Origin of the sequence: Pseudarthrobacter sp. LMD1-1-1.1 (genome assembly GCF_040676255.1) — a bacterium.
Lineage (GTDB): Bacteria > Actinomycetota > Actinomycetes > Actinomycetales > Micrococcaceae > Arthrobacter.
Genome location: NZ_JBEGHP010000001.1, coordinates 273,009 through 289,240, shown reverse-complemented (window position 1 = coordinate 289,240; position 16,232 = coordinate 273,009). Strand labels below are relative to the sequence as shown.

Genomic DNA, 16,232 nt, shown 5'->3' with positions numbered 1-16,232 from the left:
ATTCGTGGGTCAGGAATGATGGGGTCGGCGGGGCGCCCGCTCCATAAATCGTGTCGGCCAATTGTGACCGAAACCTCGTGAGCCTGCTTCCGATCCCGCTTCAGCCCTCGTCGACATGTGCACCGTAGTCGGTAGTTACAAGCTTGGGCCGGTTGGATCCTGAAGTACCCAGTCCTGGACCGGGTGGAGATTGTCTACTACCCCTGCTTGCGTGCCGGTTTCGTTCACTCTGCGATGGACCACCGATACGCCCCCAGACGGTGTAAACGGGTAGGATACCGAGTAAATATGCCATAAACCACATTGAGAGGTGGCCCCCCCTTTGGAGCTGAAAGACTACTGGCGCGTTTTCCGGCGAAATTGGATGGTTGTTGTCTCAGGCGTGCTAATAGGGCTATTAGGCGCGGGTGGCGCCACTATTCTCATGCGGCCTACGTATCAGTCCGACACGAAGCTCTTTGTGGCCCTCCAGAATTCAGAGACCGTAACCGAACTTCAGCAAGGCAACGTCTTCACGCAAGCCCGTGTCCAGTCTTATGTCAAGACTGTGAGGACCCCCGTTGTCCTTCAACCTGTTATCGAGGCCCTAGGTTTGGAGACCACTCCTGGCGCGCTTGCGGGGAAGATAGCCGCGACCTCAGATGTCAGCACCGTCTTGATAAGCATCTCCGTCACAGACGAGTCACCGGTACAGGCGGCGGCTATCGCGCAGGCGGTCAGCAACAGTCTTATCAATGTGGTAGATGAGCTGGAAAGGCCCTCAGTAGGAGGAAGGTCGCCAGTCAAGCTTTCGATCATAACGCCTGCCACTGCCCCCGCCAGTCCCACTTCACCTAACGCAAGGCTAAATCTTGCCCTAGGAGCGCTCATCGGCCTCGCCGTCGGTTTCGCTGTAGCTACGCTCCGGGCACTCCTTGATACTCGGATTCGGGGCGAAGACGATCTGCGACGAGTATCGGCCGCTCCCGTACTTGGAGGTCTCAGCTACGACGCGGACGCCACGAAGAAGCCCCTGTTGACGCAAACTGCTCCACAGAGCCCTAGAGCTGAGTCCTATCGTCAGCTCCGTACAAACCTTCAGTTTGCCCACGTGAGCCATGAGTCCAAAACTGTTTTGGTAACCTCCTCTGTCCCTGGTGAAGGGAAAAGCACGACGGCCACAAACCTGGCGATCGCGCTAGCGCAGTCTGGCCAAAGCGTGGCTCTAGTGGATGCCGATCTTCGGCGTCCGATGGTAGCGGAGTATCTTGGTCTTGAGCGAGGAGCGGGCCTAACCACTGCACTCATTGGCGCAGCAGATCTCAGCGACCTTCTCCAGCCATGGGGCTCGGATAACTTGTATGTACTGGCCGCGGGGCAAGTACCGCCAAACCCAAGTGAGTTACTGGGTTCACTAAAGATGAAACAACTCATTAACGAGTTGGAAAGCGACTTTGACGCCGTTGTCATAGATGCTCCGCCTCTTCTCCCCGTTACGGATGCCGCCGTCTTGGCCCAGCAGGCCGGCGGAGTCGTAGTCGTGGTCGGTGCCATGAAAGTCAGGACTACTGAGCTCCAGAAGGCTTTGGATGCCCTCGATATGGTCAAAGCCGATTTGCTCGGGATAGTGCTCAACCGGCTTCCGGCCAAAGGCCCCGATGCTTACTCATACAGCTACCAGTCCTACGAGAGTGCGAAATCATCACTCAAACCTGGACCACGAGCCCATTCATATGCTGAAGAACGTCAAACTCTCCAGCAGGAAGCCATCGACCGAGAAATAATGCGGGGAGAAGCTCGCCAAGCCTCACATTTCCCGGCCGGTGGCAGCCGAGACCGCAGTGTCCGCTAGTGATATGACTGCCGGCCCCCGGGATGTCGGTAGGGCAAAAACCTCGCTCGACAAGAGTGTGCCCTCTCGAAGAAGATCCAAAAGCCCTCGTAACCTAACTTTGAAGCGGTTTCTTGTGGCACTTTGCGCCCTGGCCATCATGCTTGCGCTCGGGTCCGCTTGGCTGGCGCACCGCGCGAACGAGGTGCGGACCGAACTAACTGCCGTCAGTAGTCTGTTTCCCGAGCTAAAGTCCGCTCTACTGGCAAAGGACCCCGGGGCGGCATATGACACGCTGGAACGAATCCGTCGTCACTCTGAAGCGGCCCAAATAGCGACCGCAGATCCAGTGTGGACGTCCGCAGGCGCTCTCCCGTATATCGGCGCAAATTTTACTTCACTCACTGAGGTGGCGCTCTCAACTAACGACTTGATCGCCGGCGCAGGTGAGCCTCTACTTGGTGCCTTCAATGCGTTGGATTGGACGACACTCTCGCCGATGCACGGCAGAGTGGATCTCACGCCCCTTGTCTCAGCCTCGCCTTCCATATCTACTGCCGCTAACACTGTTCAACTCACGTACGAACGTCTCTCGGCAATCGACCGCTCGCAGCTCGTTCCTCAAATCTCGGAACCTCTTAGTCGCGCGCTCGGCACCTTGGACAACTTCCGAATCCCCCTGCGCGCCGCAGCTGACGCTTCACGCGTCCTTCCGAGCATGATGGGTTCGGACGGGCCAAGAGAGTACCTTCTATTGATCCAAAACAATGCCGAGTTACGAGCTACGGGAGGATTGCCGGGCGCATTGGCGCAGCTTCATATCGACAAAGGCGTCATGCAACTTCGCAGCGAAACCAGCGGCGCTTCGCTCGGAAGATTTCAGCCCCCGGTATATATGGATCCTGCTGAACGCTCCATATATACAGACAGAGTGGGCACGTTCATCAGCGATGTTAACCTAACCCCGAACTTTCCTACGGCGGCATCAGCTGCGAAGGCAATGTGGGAGCAACGATATGGAGAACATATCGACGGCGTAGTCGCCATCGATCCAGTGGTGCTAGCTCATCTCCTCGAATCATCTGGCCCCATCCCCGTCGCGGCATCTAAAGGTCAAAGGGAAGATACTGCCAAGTTACCCTCAGCGCTTTCGGCTGATAACGTCGTTCAGGTACTCCTTTCCGATGCATATTTGAACATCGCCGATAACTCCAGCCAAGACGCGTATTTTGCTGCTGCGTCGAAGTCAGTATTTGATTCTTTATCTTCGGGAAAGATTTCTGGTGAAGGACTAGTGCAAGCACTAGTGAAGAGCGCACAGGAAAACAGACTCTATGTATGGAGTGACCATAAAGAGGAACAAGAGGTCTTGAAGTCTAGTGCTGTAGGCGGTGCAGTCTTAGGGGCAACTGCAGGGGGAGCTTCCTTCGGCGTCTACTTCAACGATGGCACCGGAGCGAAAATGGATTATTACGTCCGCCGAGAGGTGCAGCTCATCAAATCCTGCTCTGAGGATGGATACAGCAACTATGTTGTCAGGGTCAAGCTCACGAATACAGCCCCTTCCAACGCTGCTGTGGTTCTACCGGAAGCAGTGACAGGCGGGGGTAGATACGGTGTGTCGCCAGGCTCTGTCCAAACGAATATCGTTGTTTACGGGCCGTCACAATCTCTGCTGAACGGCGCCAGCCGCGACGCTGAACAAATCAGCTTCGGTTCCTATACCCACAGCGATCGCCCGGTCGGCATCGTGACAACCAAGTTGAGTCCCGGACAAACGGGTGAAATTGAGATGAAATTTGTTAAGGTAGTTCAATCTGCCCTTCCCTCGCTCGTGGTCACACCAACAGCGCAGCCCGTCGACCAAGTGAAACTGCCGGTGCAAGTTGCGGAGTGTGAGTGAACGCGAGAACGTTACGGCCAGCCGAATGCTCTTTATGACATTGCTGTCATAGCTCATTCGATGATAGATTCTGCTGTGGTACAGCACCGTGTTTCCGCGAATGGTCTCTTGCGGAGAGGTTTCCTCAAGATGCGGTCAAACAAAATTTAAACGTCTCCGGGGGGACACATGAAAAAAACACTCGCAACACTCGCGCTTGCTGGATCTATTGCTCTTATCGGCTCCGCGCCGGCAATGGCTGCAACATACCCGCCGCTTCCGCCGCAGGCAGCCGTTTCTGACGGCGTTGTTGGACCAGGCGAAACTTTCGTTTTCCGCGGACGGGGCTTCCTTGCCGGGGAAACATTGACCATCCGCGTGACTCCCGGACAGGCTCCTGCATCCAATGGAGCAAACATTGCCGGTAGCCGCGCTGTTGCTGCGCGCATCAGCGTGGTCACGGAAGGACAGACTCTGAGCACCACCGCGGACGCACAGGGCGCTTTCGCTCTTCCGATCGCTATCAACGAGGCAGGTACGTACACGCTCACGGCAACGGGTAACACCTCGGGTGTCACCGTTGGACCCGTTACGGTTACCGTTGCAGCCTCTTTGGCTAACACCGGGGGCAACGCCGCCGGCGGCGCTCCTCTGGCCAACACTGGCGGCCTGGCGAACACGGGTGCAGACGCAAGTCTTCTTCTGTGGGGGGCGGCGGGCGTTGGTGCCCTGGGCCTGGGCGCAGCAGGCGTGATCTTGGTTCGTCGCAACAAGGCAGGGACTGCTGCATAGCACCAGCGCTATACAGCACCATGAAAGGTGGGTGCTTCTCCCGACACGGAGAAGCACCCACCTTTTGCTCTATGTGATATCAATTTGATGTATGGGAAGACATTGGCGCAAAGAACCGCAGGTGTACAACTTCTTTATCCCACTCCCCCGGCGCCAAATGCTGCGCTATGCACTTTTTGTCCTTTTGGCCGTATCTGCACTCGGGACGGCAGCATTCGCCGTTCTACGGACCACCTAGCTCTCGTTTGAGACTCCTCAACAACCATCGTCTTTGGCAACTGGTCCTCGCAGCGATGGCCATACCCTTGGCCTTCATCGCGTTTTGGCCATCACCGGTGGACAAACCAGTGTCAGGGCAACTTGCAGGAGTCCTCAGTTTTCTCCACCAACACAACGTTCCCCTCTGGTTCAACTACCAATTCATAGAGGCTTCAGCCAACGTCGCGCTCTTTATGCCCGTCGGATTCGTGGCTGCGCTAGCATTTCCGGCCAAACGCTGGTGGCAAATTGGCGCTTTTGGTCTGCTGGTTTCTGGCTGCATCGAGCTCGGTCAGCTCTGGTTTCTTCACGACCGCTTTGAAAGCCTGTCAGATATCGTTACCAACACATCAGGAGCTGCCGCCGGGGCACTGCTGGCCGCCTGGGCCACGAAAAAGGGAAGGCCCACCACCTTTCGGCAGCAGGCCTCCCCAGAGCGCTAGGAGCTGATTTAGCCAACGAAGCTCTTCATCCAGGTTTTCAAGTCCTCACCGAATTCCACTCGCTCGGAAGCGAGCGTAATGACGGCCTTCAGGTAACTCAGCTTGTCGCCGGTGTCGTAACGGCGGCCCTTGAACACTACGCCGTATACACCCGAGCCTTCACCGTCGCCGGCAGCGAGCGTCTGAAGGGCATCGGTCAGCTGGATCTCGTTGCCGCGGCCGGGCGCGGTGTTCTCCAGAACGCTGAACACAGAGTGGTGCAGCACATATCGGCCGATCACGGCCAAATTGGACGGCGCCTCTCCGACGGCCGGCTTCTCCACCAGGCTGTTGACTCGGACGTAGTCCTCACCCTCGACAGCAGTAATGTCCGCGCAGCCATAGGCACTGATCTGCGACGGATCGACCTCAATGAGCGCGATCACCGAACCGCCGGTCTTCTGCTGCACCTCCATCATGGTGCCCAGCAGGTTCTCCGCCTCATCGATGAGGTCGTCACCTAGAAGCACCGCGAACGGCTCGTCGCCCACATGCTGCTGGGCGCAGAGCACAGCGTGGCCCAGGCCCTTCGCCTCGCCCTGGCGAACGTAGTGGATGGGGCCCAGATTGGAGGCGTACTCCACCATCCCCAGTTTGTCCCTGTCCCCCTTGGCCTCCAGCGCAGCCTCCAGGCCGGGCTCGCGGTCGAAGTGGTCCTCCAGCGCACGCTTGTTGCGGCCCGTGATCATCAGTAGGTCTGTAAGGCCTGCGTCAACCGCTTCCTCCACCACATACTGGATGGCCGGACGGTCAACCACCGGCAGCATTTCCTTCGGCATTGCCTTGGTTGCGGGCAGGAAGCGAGTTCCCAATCCGGCAGCAGGAATGACGGCCTTGGTAATTGCTTTCCGCTTAGTCATAGCTGAACCCTACAAATCAGCAGCGGACAAAGGCAATTTCTTGCCCGTGAACTTCGGCTCGCGCTTCTCCTGGAACGCGCGGAAACCCTCTGCATAGTCCTCGGTCTTGCAGAGCCGCGCCTGTTCCTCGTTCTCCTCCTGCATGGCCTGCCACAGGCCCAGCCGCTGGTCGCGGATGTGCGCCACCAGCTCCTTGGAGGCGACAAAGGCGCCCGTGGCGCCGGCAGCAACCCGCGAGACAATCGCCCGCGTCGACTCCAGCAGGGAACCAGCAGGCATGGCGCGGCTGAACATGCCCTGCGCCACCGCCTCAGTTCCCGAGATCAGGTCCGCCGTGTAGATCAGGTCCAGCGTCCGGTGCATGCCCAGCCGCTCAGTGAAGTACCAGTGCCCGCCCGAATCCAGCGTCGCCCCCAGCTTGGCGAACGGCGAGCCGAACTTCGCGTTCTCCGCCACGTACACCACATCCGTGGCCAGCAGCAGCCCCAGCCCCACACCCAGGCAGGCGCCCTGCGCCGCAGCGAACGTCGGCGCCGGGAAAGCGGCCATCTTTTTCAGCAGAGGCTCCACCAGCCCGCCCAGGTACGCGGCGGCGTCGTCATTCTCCGGGGTAACCCCGGCGATGTCCCGGCCCGCGCAGAACGCCCGTCCCTCTCCCCTCAGCAGCAGCGCCCGCACCTCACCGCGTGAGGCGGCGGCAGCAGCGTCGTCGTACGCCTGTGCTAAATCCCGCAGCGCCTGCTCATCCAGCGAGTTCAGCTTGTGCGGCGCGTCCAGCACTACCTCGGCGATGCCGTTGCTGATGGAAAGGGAAATCATGGGGCTCCTTCTGGTGAAAACGGATTAGACGTCGAAGTCGACCGTGACTTCCTTGCTGGTGGGGTGGCTCTGGCAGGTCAGGACGTAGCCCTTGTCCAGCTCATCCTGCTCCAGCGCGTAGTTCTCGTCCATGGTCACGCTGCCGGTGACCACCTTGGCCCGGCAGGTGCCGCACACTCCCCCGGCGCACGCGAACGGCACGTCCGGGCGCACCCGCAGCGCCGCGTTCAGGATCGATTCGCGGGCGTGCGTGGGGCTGGCCACCTCGCCCTGCAGGCCGTCCAGCTTGAACGTGATCTTGTACGTCTCCTTGGACTCGTCCACCACCACGGGACGGCCGGCGTGGCCCTCCGGGCGGTCCGGCTTGCCGGAGGTGAACAGCTCGAACCGGACGTTCTCCGGCTTCACGCCGCGTTCGGCCAGGGTGTCCCGGCACAGCTGGACCAGCTCGAACGGGCCGCACAGGAACCACTCGTCCACATCGTCCGCGTGCAGGGCGGTGCCCAGCAGCTGCTGCAGCTTCTCCGAGTCGATCCGCCCGGAGAGCAGCGGCGCGATCCGTTGCTCGCGGCTCAGCACGTGGTGGATGGCCAGCCGCTGCGGGTACTTGTCCTTCAGGTCCGCCAGCTCCTCCAGGAACATCACGTCCATGGCGGCCTTGTTGGCGTAGATCAGGTCGAACCGGGTCTCCGGGTTGGCGGCCAGCAGCGTCCGGGCGATGGCGATCACCGGGGTAATGCCGGACCCGGCTGCGATGGCAACGAAGTTCCCCGCCTCCCCCGCGAGCTCCTCCGGGTGGTTCATGGAGTTCATGACGTTCTGGTCCACGGCCACGCCGTCCCGGCCGTGCTTGGACACGAACGCGCCCATGGGGCTCATCACCTCAAGGGTGTCCCCCGCCTTCAGCTCGGCGTTGGCCCACGTGGAGAACAGCCCGCCCAGGTCCTTCTTGATGGCCACGCGGATCTCGCTGGTGCCGTCCGCGAAGCTGCGCGGCTCGGCGCAGATGGAGTAGCTGCGGCGGATTTCCTTCGGCTCGCCGCTCTCATCCGGCAGAGTGGTGCGCAGGGCCACGTACTGGCCGGGCAGGTAGTCGAACTTGCCGGCGAGCTCGGCCGGCACATGGAAGCTGACCTCAATGGCATCGTCGGTGAGCCGGCGCACCTCCTTCACCTCAAGGGTGTGGAAGGACGGACGACGGCGGCCGGTCACCTCAGCCTCTTCGGCGGCGGTCTGGCGGACAACAGGCATGGGGGCTTCCTTACAGGACTTTGAAGTAGTCGAACGGTTCCTTGCAGTCCTGGCACACATACAGCGCCTTGCAGGACGTGGAACCGAAGCGGGTGAGTTCCTTGGTGTTGAGGCTGTTGCACTGCGGGCACTTCACGGCCAGGCTCAGCCGGATGGGGCCGGAGTGGCCGCCGGCCCGGGAGTTGCCGCTGGGCGGGGCGATGCCGTATTCCTGCAGCTTCTGCTTGCCGGCCTCGGTCATCCAGTCCGTGGTCCACGCCGGGGCCAGGACCAGGTCCACGTGCACGTCCCCGTACCCTTCCTTCTTGAAGGCGGTGTGGAGATCGTCACGGATGGCGTCCATGGCCGGGCAGCCCGAGTACGTGGGGGTGATGGTGACAGTAACCTCGCCGCCCGCCACGTCCACCTTCCGCAGGATGCCCAGGTCCGCGATGCTGAGCACCGGGATCTCCGGGTCCACCACGGTGGCCGCGATGTCCCACGCCTTCTGCTCCGGGGTGCGGGTCCGGGACTCAAAATCCGAGATGTACACGGCAGTCACCAGCTGGCCCCGGGATGCTCGCGGGCCAGCACCTGCATCTCCGCGAGGATGTAGCCCAGATACTCGGAATGCTTGCCGTACCGGCCGCCGCCCGGGGCTGCGGGCACGTCCGGGACCTCGATTTCGGCTTCGGCCAGGACCTCGGCGATGAGGCGGTCAAAGTCTTCCCGCAGGCTGGAAGGCGCGACGGCGGCACCCGCCTCAGCGAGGCGCTGCGTCAGGTCATCGTCCTGGAACAGTTCGTTGACGTACGGCCACATGGTGCGCAGGCCGTGGATCATCCTGGTGCGCGATTCGTCCGTGCCGCCGGCGAGGCGCAGGACCCACTGGGTACTGTGGTCGCGGTGGTAGTCCACTTCCTTGACGGCCTTGGCGGCGATGGCGGCCAGGGTGGCGTCCGTGGATTCGGTGAGGCGGCGGTAGAGCTCGTACTGGTAGTAGCTCACCACGAACTGGCGGGCGATGGTGGCCGCGAAGTCCCCGTTGGGCTGCTCGAACAGCTGCACGGAGCGGAACTCGTGCTCGCGGCGGAAGTAGGCCAGGTCATCTTCTGACTTGGCCGTGCCGTCTTCGGTGGGCATGCCGGCGCCGGCGTAGGTGAGGAAGCTGCGGGCGTGGCCCAGCTGGTCGAGGGCGATGTTGCCCAGGGCGATGTCTTCTTCGAGCTCCGGTGCACGGGAGATCCAGTGGCCCAGGCGCTGCGCGAGGATCAGGGCGTCGTCGCCCAGGCGCAGGGCGTACTCCGCGACGTCTTCGGTGGGCTTGGCCAGGCCGGTCTTGACCTCGAGCGCGATGTCCTCCGGGCGGAGGGCGTTGCCGGGGGTGATCCGGGTGGCGGAGGCGTTGGAGTCTCCGCCGGCAACACCGGTGGAGATGTCGCCGTGGCCTTCAGTGTGGGTGGAGCTCACAGGTGCTTCACCCCTTCGCTCTTAGTGTAGTACGTGGCGTGCCGGTAGTCCTTGCCCTGCGGGGACTCGAAGAAGGAGCCCTTGGAATCGGGGTCGCTGGCGGCGATGGCGTCAGCGGGGACCACCCAGATGGAGACGCCCTCGTTGCGGCGGGTGTAGAGGTCCCGCGCATTCCGGAGGGCCATGGCGGCGTCCGGTGCGTGCAGGGAGCCGGCGTGGACGTGGCTCAGGCCACGGCTTGACCGGACGAAGACCTCCCAGAGGCCCCACGTGGAGCGGTCGTGGTGATCCGGCGCCGGGCTGGCTTTGGGGGCTTCGCGGTTGATCTCGACTGCACCGCTTGCGGGGGTTTCCGGGTTGCCGTGGGGGCTCATGCTGCGTATTCCTTCGTCTTCTTTGACTGTTTTGCTGCGTAGGCGGCTGCTGCCTCGCGGACCCAGGCGCCGTCGTCGTGCGCTGCCCTCCGGCGCTCAAGGCGTTGGGCGTTGCAGGGGCCGCGGCCGGCCAGGACTTCGTGGAACTCATCCCAGTCCAGCGGACCGTGCTCCCACTTCTTGGTGTCCTCGTTGAAGCGGATCTGGTCATCGGGGAGGGTGAGGCCCAGGACCTTGACCTGCTCCACCATCATGCCCACGAACCGGCTGCGGAGCTCGTCATTGCTGAACCGCTTGATGTTCCAGGCCATGGACTGCTTGGAGTTGGGAGAATCGTCATCCGGCGGCCCGAACATCATCAGGGCCGGGGCGTACCAGCGGTTCACGGCGTCCTGGGCCATCTGCTTCTGCGCGGGGGTGCCGTTGGAAAGTTCCAGGAGGATCTCGAAGCCCTGGCGCTGGTGGAAGGACTCTTCCTTGCAGACGCGCACCATGGCGCGGCCGTAGGGGCCGTACGATGCCCGGCACAGCGGGACCTGGTTGCAGATGGCTGCGCCGTCCACCAGCCAGCCGATGGCGCCCATGTCCGCCCAGGTGCGGGCCGGGTAGTTGAAGATGCTGGAGTAGCGGGCCTTGCCGGCAATGAGGTCGTCCATCATCTTGTCCCGGGACTGGCCCAGGGTTTCCGCGGCTGAGTAGAGGTAGAGACCGTGGCCGGCCTCGTCCTGGACCTTGGCCATGAGGATGGCCTTGCGCTTCAGGCTGGGGGCGCGGGAAATCCAGTTGGCCTCCGGCTGCATGCCGATGATCTCCGAGTGCGCGTGCTGGGAGACCTGGCGCAGGAGCGTCTTGCGGTACGCCGCCGGCATCCAGTCGCGGGGCTCGATGCGCGAGTCCTCGGCGATGATCCGGTCGAAGTGGGCCCGGCCTGCGGCGTCCTCTTCCGGGGTTAGCTCAGCCGGCACTGACTGCAAGTTCTGCGCTGCCATGGTTGCTCCTATGCAAAGACCTGTCGGGCGTCTCGGAATTATTTACCGACCGTTCGTTCAGGATATGCGGGAGCGTGTGCGGGCGTCAAGCGTGTCCCCCTCTTTCAACGCCCCATCACCTCCCGCCCCCTTTCCGCCAACGCCCCATCACGTCCCGCCCACTTTCCACCAACGCCCCATCACGTCCCGCCCCCTTCCCACCAACGCCCCATCACGTTGCGCGCGAAAGGCGCGGACCGACGTCGTACGTTCCCCCACTTCACCTGCAGCCCCCTGCACTGTCGACACCGATACTCGCCCACGCCGGCAAATATGGGGTGCGCGAATGAGTCTGCGCAGCGGAAAGAGGCGGTGCCTTCGGGGAGCCAGTTTCCCAGGAAGGATGAGCCGGGCCGGCCCTCAAGCGCCAGACTGCGCGAAAGCCGGAGCTCCGGGATTATTTCTTCCAGGCCCGCCCGGGGGTCTTGGACAATGTAGCGGCCACAGCCAGGGCACCGGCCACCTGCACCACACCAAGCGTCCGGGTCAGGCCCGGGCGCTGCTTGAACCAGCCCAGCAACGGAGCCCAGGGACCGAACTCCCACCGTGCGCAATGCTCCACCGGGTACAGGGCGGTCAGCACGCCGTCCCCGATCTCCGCCATGACCAGCGACTCCACGACCCGAACGTCCATCAGAATTCCTCCCGCGCCTGGTCCGATCCCGACTGATCGGGCCCTTGGAAACAGTGTGCGGCGGGCAGCCACGGCAGCTTAGGGCTGAAAGCCCTGGATGGGGCCGGCCCGCGCCAATTCGAAGCGGACGTTCATCACGGAGGCGGGCACTTCTTAAGCCTTTCTTAAAGCCCCAGGGGGAAAGTGGAAAGACGGGCCGGACAGCGCCCCACGCCACGCCTCCCCAAGGAAAAAATGCACCGATCAGCCCACGATGACCGCCTGAACCAGCACACCGCGCCCACGGCACCCCCGGCCGTCGGCACCCAGTTCAGGGCACTCCCCCAGCCCCGGCACTGGCTGCCCGTGGGCGTAATGCTGGGCGCCGCCGTCGTGGTGCTGGGCCTTGCCGTGCAACTGGTCCCCGGCGACACCACCGCAGAACTGGGCGTTGACCAAAACCTCAGCCTGCACCACGTAGCCGTGCTGACCGCGGTGGCGATGGGGATCAACCTGCTGTTCGGCCCGGTGGTGGGCCTGCTCCTGATCGCGGTCACAGCCCTGGCCATCTGGCTCTTCCGGCGCGACCTGGTGACTGCCGTTGCGTTCGGGCTCACCGCGTGCTCGGGCTGGGTGGCGAGCGAAGCTTTCAAGCTCCTGTTCGCCCGGCAGCGGCCCAACCCGGCGCTGCTGTTCGACCCGCTGGCACCGGAAACCGGATCCAACAGCTTTCCCAGCGGGCACGTCAGCTTTGCGGTGGCACTGGCCTTCGCCCTGTACTTCCTGGCCCGCGGGACCCGGTGGGCCAAGCCGGTTGCTGTGGCCGGGGCCGCCATGGCGCTGATCGTCGCCTGGTCCAGGCTGTACGTGGGGGTCCACTACCCCACCGACGTCGCGGCCTCCTTCTTCGCCGCCAGCGCCGCCGCCGTCCTGCTCGCCGGGCTCTGGAACCGTTTTGCCCCCGCCCTGGTGGAACGCGTTCCCGCCAGGATCCTCCGTCCCTCCCGCCGGGCGTAAGGAGCAGCCATGCACAGCCTCCTGACATCCCTGGCAGCCTCCGGCCCGCCGTCGTTGCTTGACCCCGCCGGCCTGCTGGAGGGCTTCGGCCCGGCCGCGCTGGGCGTCATCGCCGCGATGGTGTTCATCGAATCCGGCGTCCTGTTCCCCTTCCTGCCCGGCGACTCCCTCCTCTTCACCGCCGGCCTCCTGCACCAGCAACTGAACCTGGCACTGCCACTGCTGATCGGCGTGATCACCGCAGCCGCGGTCGGCGGCGACCAGGTGGGGTACCTGCTGGGGCGCAAATTCGGCCGACGCTGGTTCAAGGACGATGCCCGCATCCTCAAAACCTCCCACCTGACCGTCACGGAAGAGTTCTTCCGCCGCCATGGAGGCGCCGCCGTCATCCTGGCCCGCTTTGTGCCCATGGTGCGGACCTTCGCGCCGGTCACCGCCGGCATTGCCCGCTACGAATACAAGGCGTTCACGCTCTGGAACATCGTGGGCGCCCTGGCCTGGGCGACGTCCGTGACCCTCCTGGGCACGTGGCTGGGACACTACGAGATCATCGCCAAGAACATCGACGTCATTGCCGTGGTGATGGTCCTGGTCTCCGTGGTGCCGTGGATCGTGGAGTACCTGAAGCGCCGGCGGAAGAACCGGCTGGCCGCCGCGGAACAGCCCAGTGACGAAACTCTGGAAGCCGCTGCGGAAGAATAGGCGGCATGACAACAGGTGAGGGGCTGGCCCTGCTGCTGGTGGAGGACGATCCCGTCCTGGGTCCGCTGATTGCCGAGCTGCTGGAGCCCGACTTCACGGTCCGGCTCGCGGCGAACGGGCAGGAGGGCCTGCACCTGGGGCTGACGCAGCCGTGGGACGCGATGGTGATCGACCGCGGCCTGCCCGTCATGGACGGGATCAGCCTCATCACCGCCCTGCGGGCCAAGGGCATCGGCACGCCCATCCTGATCCTCACCGCACTGGGCGACACCAACGAAAAAGTCCGCGGCCTGGACGCCGGTGCCAACGACTACCTGACAAAACCGTTCGACGGCGGCGAGCTGGCTGCACGCCTGCGCGCACTGACGCGCAGCTACGGTCCGCCCGCGGGACAGGGTGCGCCCGCCGGGCAGGTGGGCATCGGCACCTGGGAATTCCACCCGGCGTCGCGCGCTGTCCGCTCCCTGTACGGCGACACCGTCTCGCTGACCGCAAAGGAAGCCGAGGTGCTGGCCGCGCTGGCGTCGGAGCCGGACCGGGTGTTTACCAGGGACGAACTGCTCGCCGCGCACTTCCAGGGGACGGACCAGCCCGGCGTGATCGATACCTATGTCCACCACCTGCGCCGCAAGATCGACAGGACCGTGATCCGCACCGTCCACGGCGTTGGCTACCAGATCGGCAACCCCTCATGACTGCTCCCGGAACAGGCACCCCGCCTCCTGCCGCCGGCGACCCGGACCGGGACATCCTGCGCCGCGCGTCGCTGAAGGTGGCACTGCGGATCAGCGCCGGGGTTGCCGCGCTGGTGCTCATCCTCCTGGCCGCCGCCACCGCGTTCCTGATGTACAAGCTGGCCCATCCGGTCCTTCCCGGCGCCACCGAGCCCGGGAAGCCCTACACCTACCTCGATTCCAGGGACCTGATCGAGGGGATGATCCTTGCCGGCCTTGGAGGCGTGGTGCTGGCCGGCGTGGTGGGGTGGCTCAGCGCGCGCAGCGCCATCCGGCCCCTGGGGGAAGCACTGGCCCGGCAACGGCGGTTCGTCCAGGATGCCAGCCACGAACTGCGGACCCCCCTGGCCATCCTTGACACCCGCATCCAGCTGGCCCAGCGCAAAGCCGAACCCGGATCCGAACCGGCGCAGGCCCTGGCGAAGATCCGGGAGGACGCGTCCACGCTGACCGGGATCGTAAACGAGCTGCTCCTGGCGGCGACCGCGGCCGAGCCCGGACCGGAGCTTGCGCCAGCGGATGTGGCTTTGGCTGCCGGGTCCGTGGCCGGCAGCCTTCAGGATCTTGCCCGCCAACAGGGCGTCCGGATAACGTTCGACGGCGGCGGGCCGGCTTTGGTGCGGATTGATCCAAGTTCGTTCCGGCGCGCCGTGCTGGCCCTGGCGGACAACGCGCTGGGGCACACGCCGGCGGGCGGAAGCATCACCATCTCCACCGCGGTTGAGGGTTCCCGCGCGCTGGTCCGGGTCTCCGACACCGGATCCGGGATCAGCGGCGTGGACCCGGACCGGATCTTCGACCGGTTTGTCCGCACCGGCCGGACCGGTGACGCGCATGGCCGGCGGAGCTTCGGGATCGGCCTGGCCCTGGTCCGCGAAATTGCTTCCGCGGCAGGCGGCGCCGTGAAAGTGGTCCGCACCGGGCCGGACGGGACCACCATGCAGCTGACGCTTCCCCTGGCCCGGGACTGACGCTTTCCGTCTCGCGGCGTGGCCCGCTTTTCCATCATCCTGGCGCGGAAACCCTTGACTCGAGACGCTTGACCCGAGAAGCTGAGCTGCCCCTTGGCCCGCCACTGAATGGAGCACTGCGATGACCAAGACCCAGGAAACAGGCACCGTGTCCACCGTGGTGTCGCCCGACGGCACCTCCCTCAGCGTCGAGCGGATGGGTACCGGACCCAGCCTGGTCCTGGTGGACGGGGCCTTCTGCGGCCGGAACTTCGGGCCCTCGCGTGCGCTGGCGAATGCACTGAAGGATTCCTTCACCGTCTACTTTTACGACCGGCGGGGACGCGGGGACAGCGGCGAGACGATGCCCTATGCCACCGAACGGGAAATCGAGGACCTCCAGGCGGTACTGACCGAGGCAGGCGGCAACCCCTACGTATACGGGATTTCCTCAGGCGCCGCCTTGGCCCTCGAAGCGGCAGCAGCGGGAGTCCCGATGCGCGGGCTGGCCACCTACGAGGCGCCCTACACCGGCGTGCAGGGGCCGGACGGCTCGCCCGGAAGCCACCGCGAGCACCTGGAGGCGCTGCTCAGGGACGGTAAACGCGGCAGCGCCGTGTCCTACTTCCTGGTCAAAATGGTGGGCGCACCGGCTTTCCTCCCCTACCTCCTGCGCATCATGCCCGGAGTGTGGAAGAAACAGACGGCGGCCGCGAACACCCTGCCGTACGAAACCCGGGTCACCAACAACTTCACGGCGCCGGTGGAAAGGCTCCGCACCATTACCGTGCCCACCCTGGTCATGGTGGGCGGGAAGGCCGCCGGCCCCATGGCCCAGGGGCAGAAGACCATCGCCGGCGCCATCCCCGGCAGCGAACACCGCGTCCTCGAGGGCCAAACCCACCAGGTTTCGGCTGCTGCCATCGCCACCCAGCTCAGGAGTTTCTTCGACGGCGGCAAGTAGCCCGCCCGGGTTACTCCCAACGCCCCACCACCTCCCCCCCCTTCCTCCCAACGCCCCATCACTTCCCGCCCCCCTTCTCGCCAACGCCCCATCACCTCCCGCCCCCTTCCCACCAACGCCCCATCACTTTCCAGACCTGCGGGCCGCGCGGGGGAATGAACGCAGCGGTCGTGAGGATGCGCGTCGTCAGCATGGCTGGGCCACGCCGGTTATGCGGTGGAGAACCGGTTGTATGGGTCAAGGGCCG

General features: G+C 64.0%; 17 protein-coding genes. 9 read left to right on the top strand and 8 right to left on the bottom strand.

Translation table 11 applies throughout. From position 1 onward, the window contains the following. The first annotated feature begins 322 nt into the window (after positions 1-322). The 4 genes from MRBLMD1_RS01415 to MRBLMD1_RS01400 all read left to right on the top strand — a co-directional run bounded on the left by MRBLMD1_RS01415 (position 323) and on the right by MRBLMD1_RS01400 (position 5,185). Entirely contained in the window at positions 323-1,831 is a 1,509-nt protein-coding gene (locus tag MRBLMD1_RS01415; protein ID WP_364396809.1) for a polysaccharide biosynthesis tyrosine autokinase, read from the top strand. Positions 1,832-2,219: 388 nt separating this feature from the next. Continuing rightward, the gene (locus MRBLMD1_RS01410; protein ID WP_364396806.1) at positions 2,220-3,713 is read left to right on the top strand and encodes a DUF4012 domain-containing protein; all 1,494 of its coding nucleotides are present in this window, start codon (positions 2,220-2,222) and stop codon (positions 3,711-3,713) included. Between the two features lie 168 nt (positions 3,714-3,881). Further along, entirely contained in the window at positions 3,882-4,484 is a 603-nt protein-coding gene (locus MRBLMD1_RS01405) for an LPXTG cell wall anchor domain-containing protein (protein WP_364396803.1), read from the top strand. A 305-nt stretch (positions 4,485-4,789) separates the two neighbouring features. Then, positions 4,790-5,185: a VanZ family protein gene (locus MRBLMD1_RS01400; RefSeq protein WP_364396800.1), complete on the top strand. Its 396-nt coding sequence runs from the start codon at positions 4,790-4,792 to the stop codon at positions 5,183-5,185. Positions 5,186-5,193: 8 nt separating this feature from the next. Here the strand turns inward: MRBLMD1_RS01400 and galU are convergent, their stop codons facing one another. The 8 genes from galU to MRBLMD1_RS01360 all read right to left on the bottom strand — a co-directional run bounded on the left by galU (position 5,194) and on the right by MRBLMD1_RS01360 (position 11,639). After that, a complete protein-coding gene (gene galU, locus MRBLMD1_RS01395; RefSeq protein WP_364396797.1) occupies positions 5,194-6,084 on the bottom strand; it encodes a UTP--glucose-1-phosphate uridylyltransferase GalU in 891 nt (296 codons plus the stop codon). Between the two features lie 9 nt (positions 6,085-6,093). Further along, a complete protein-coding gene (locus tag MRBLMD1_RS01390) occupies positions 6,094-6,903 on the bottom strand; it encodes an enoyl-CoA hydratase/isomerase family protein (protein ID WP_364396794.1) in 810 nt (269 codons plus the stop codon). A 24-nt stretch (positions 6,904-6,927) separates the two neighbouring features. Further along, the gene (gene paaE, locus MRBLMD1_RS01385; protein WP_364396791.1) at positions 6,928-8,154 is read right to left on the bottom strand and encodes a 1,2-phenylacetyl-CoA epoxidase subunit PaaE; all 1,227 of its coding nucleotides are present in this window, start codon (positions 8,152-8,154) and stop codon (positions 6,928-6,930) included. 10 nt (positions 8,155-8,164) lie between these two features. After that, entirely contained in the window at positions 8,165-8,695 is a 531-nt protein-coding gene (paaD, locus tag MRBLMD1_RS01380) for a 1,2-phenylacetyl-CoA epoxidase subunit PaaD (RefSeq protein WP_224026869.1), read from the bottom strand. Further along, positions 8,692-9,603, bottom strand: coding sequence for a 1,2-phenylacetyl-CoA epoxidase subunit PaaC (gene paaC, locus MRBLMD1_RS01375; RefSeq protein ID WP_364396787.1), 912 nt, complete (start codon positions 9,601-9,603; stop codon positions 8,692-8,694). Before paaC ends, paaD begins: the two co-directional genes overlap by 4 nt. Beyond that, complete coding sequence (gene paaB / locus MRBLMD1_RS01370) at positions 9,600-9,977, bottom strand: 1,2-phenylacetyl-CoA epoxidase subunit PaaB (protein WP_224026871.1); 378 nt, start codon at positions 9,975-9,977, stop codon at positions 9,600-9,602. Before paaB ends, paaC begins: the two co-directional genes overlap by 4 nt. After that, positions 9,974-10,966 (bottom strand): 1,2-phenylacetyl-CoA epoxidase subunit PaaA, encoded by a 993-nt coding sequence (gene paaA, locus MRBLMD1_RS01365; RefSeq protein WP_364396784.1) that lies wholly within the window; start codon positions 10,964-10,966, stop codon positions 9,974-9,976. Before paaA ends, paaB begins: the two co-directional genes overlap by 4 nt. Before the next feature lie 436 nt (positions 10,967-11,402). Beyond that, positions 11,403-11,639: a hypothetical protein gene (locus MRBLMD1_RS01360; protein ID WP_364396781.1), complete on the bottom strand. Its 237-nt coding sequence runs from the start codon at positions 11,637-11,639 to the stop codon at positions 11,403-11,405. A gap of 234 nt (positions 11,640-11,873) precedes the next feature. Between MRBLMD1_RS01360 and MRBLMD1_RS01355 the strand changes: the two genes are divergently transcribed. The 5 genes from MRBLMD1_RS01355 to MRBLMD1_RS01335 all read left to right on the top strand — a co-directional run bounded on the left by MRBLMD1_RS01355 (position 11,874) and on the right by MRBLMD1_RS01335 (position 15,985). Further along, on the top strand, positions 11,874-12,635 hold the full coding sequence (locus tag MRBLMD1_RS01355; protein WP_364396778.1) for a phosphatase PAP2 family protein: 762 nt from the start codon (positions 11,874-11,876) through the stop codon (positions 12,633-12,635). Positions 12,636-12,644: 9 nt separating this feature from the next. Continuing rightward, positions 12,645-13,337 (top strand): DedA family protein, encoded by a 693-nt coding sequence (locus MRBLMD1_RS01350; protein WP_364396775.1) that lies wholly within the window; start codon positions 12,645-12,647, stop codon positions 13,335-13,337. A 5-nt stretch (positions 13,338-13,342) separates the two neighbouring features. Continuing rightward, positions 13,343-14,032: a response regulator transcription factor gene (locus MRBLMD1_RS01345; RefSeq protein WP_364396772.1), complete on the top strand. Its 690-nt coding sequence runs from the start codon at positions 13,343-13,345 to the stop codon at positions 14,030-14,032. Beyond that, on the top strand, positions 14,029-15,042 hold the full coding sequence (locus MRBLMD1_RS01340; RefSeq protein ID WP_364396769.1) for a sensor histidine kinase: 1,014 nt from the start codon (positions 14,029-14,031) through the stop codon (positions 15,040-15,042). Before MRBLMD1_RS01345 ends, MRBLMD1_RS01340 begins: the two co-directional genes overlap by 4 nt. 121 nt (positions 15,043-15,163) lie before the next feature. After that, positions 15,164-15,985, top strand: a complete 822-nt coding sequence (locus MRBLMD1_RS01335; RefSeq protein ID WP_364396766.1) for an alpha/beta fold hydrolase — start codon at positions 15,164-15,166, stop codon at positions 15,983-15,985. The last annotated feature ends 247 nt before the right edge of the window (positions 15,986-16,232 follow it).

Bases quoted from the DNA above. Each gene is read 5' to 3' on its own strand.
- MRBLMD1_RS01340 (WP_364396769.1), top strand. From the start codon at position 14,029: ATGACTGCTCCCGGAACAGGCACCCCGCCTCCTGCCGCCGGCGACCCG.
- paaA (WP_364396784.1), bottom strand. From the start codon at position 10,966: ATGGCAGCGCAGAACTTGCAGTCAGTGCCGGCTGAGCTAACCCCGGAA.
- MRBLMD1_RS01350 (WP_364396775.1), top strand. From the start codon at position 12,645: ATGCACAGCCTCCTGACATCCCTGGCAGCCTCCGGCCCGCCGTCGTTG.
- MRBLMD1_RS01405 (WP_364396803.1), top strand. From the start codon at position 3,882: ATGAAAAAAACACTCGCAACACTCGCGCTTGCTGGATCTATTGCTCTT.
- MRBLMD1_RS01335 (WP_364396766.1), top strand. From the start codon at position 15,164: ATGACCAAGACCCAGGAAACAGGCACCGTGTCCACCGTGGTGTCGCCC.
- MRBLMD1_RS01390 (WP_364396794.1), bottom strand. From the start codon at position 6,903: ATGATTTCCCTTTCCATCAGCAACGGCATCGCCGAGGTAGTGCTGGAC.
- paaB (WP_224026871.1), bottom strand. From the start codon at position 9,977: ATGAGCCCCCACGGCAACCCGGAAACCCCCGCAAGCGGTGCAGTCGAG.
- MRBLMD1_RS01355 (WP_364396778.1), top strand. From the start codon at position 11,874: ATGCACCGATCAGCCCACGATGACCGCCTGAACCAGCACACCGCGCCC.
- MRBLMD1_RS01360 (WP_364396781.1), bottom strand. From the start codon at position 11,639: ATGGACGTTCGGGTCGTGGAGTCGCTGGTCATGGCGGAGATCGGGGAC.
- paaE (WP_364396791.1), bottom strand. From the start codon at position 8,154: ATGCCTGTTGTCCGCCAGACCGCCGCCGAAGAGGCTGAGGTGACCGGC.
- galU (WP_364396797.1), bottom strand. From the start codon at position 6,084: ATGACTAAGCGGAAAGCAATTACCAAGGCCGTCATTCCTGCTGCCGGA.
- MRBLMD1_RS01345 (WP_364396772.1), top strand. From the start codon at position 13,343: ATGACAACAGGTGAGGGGCTGGCCCTGCTGCTGGTGGAGGACGATCCC.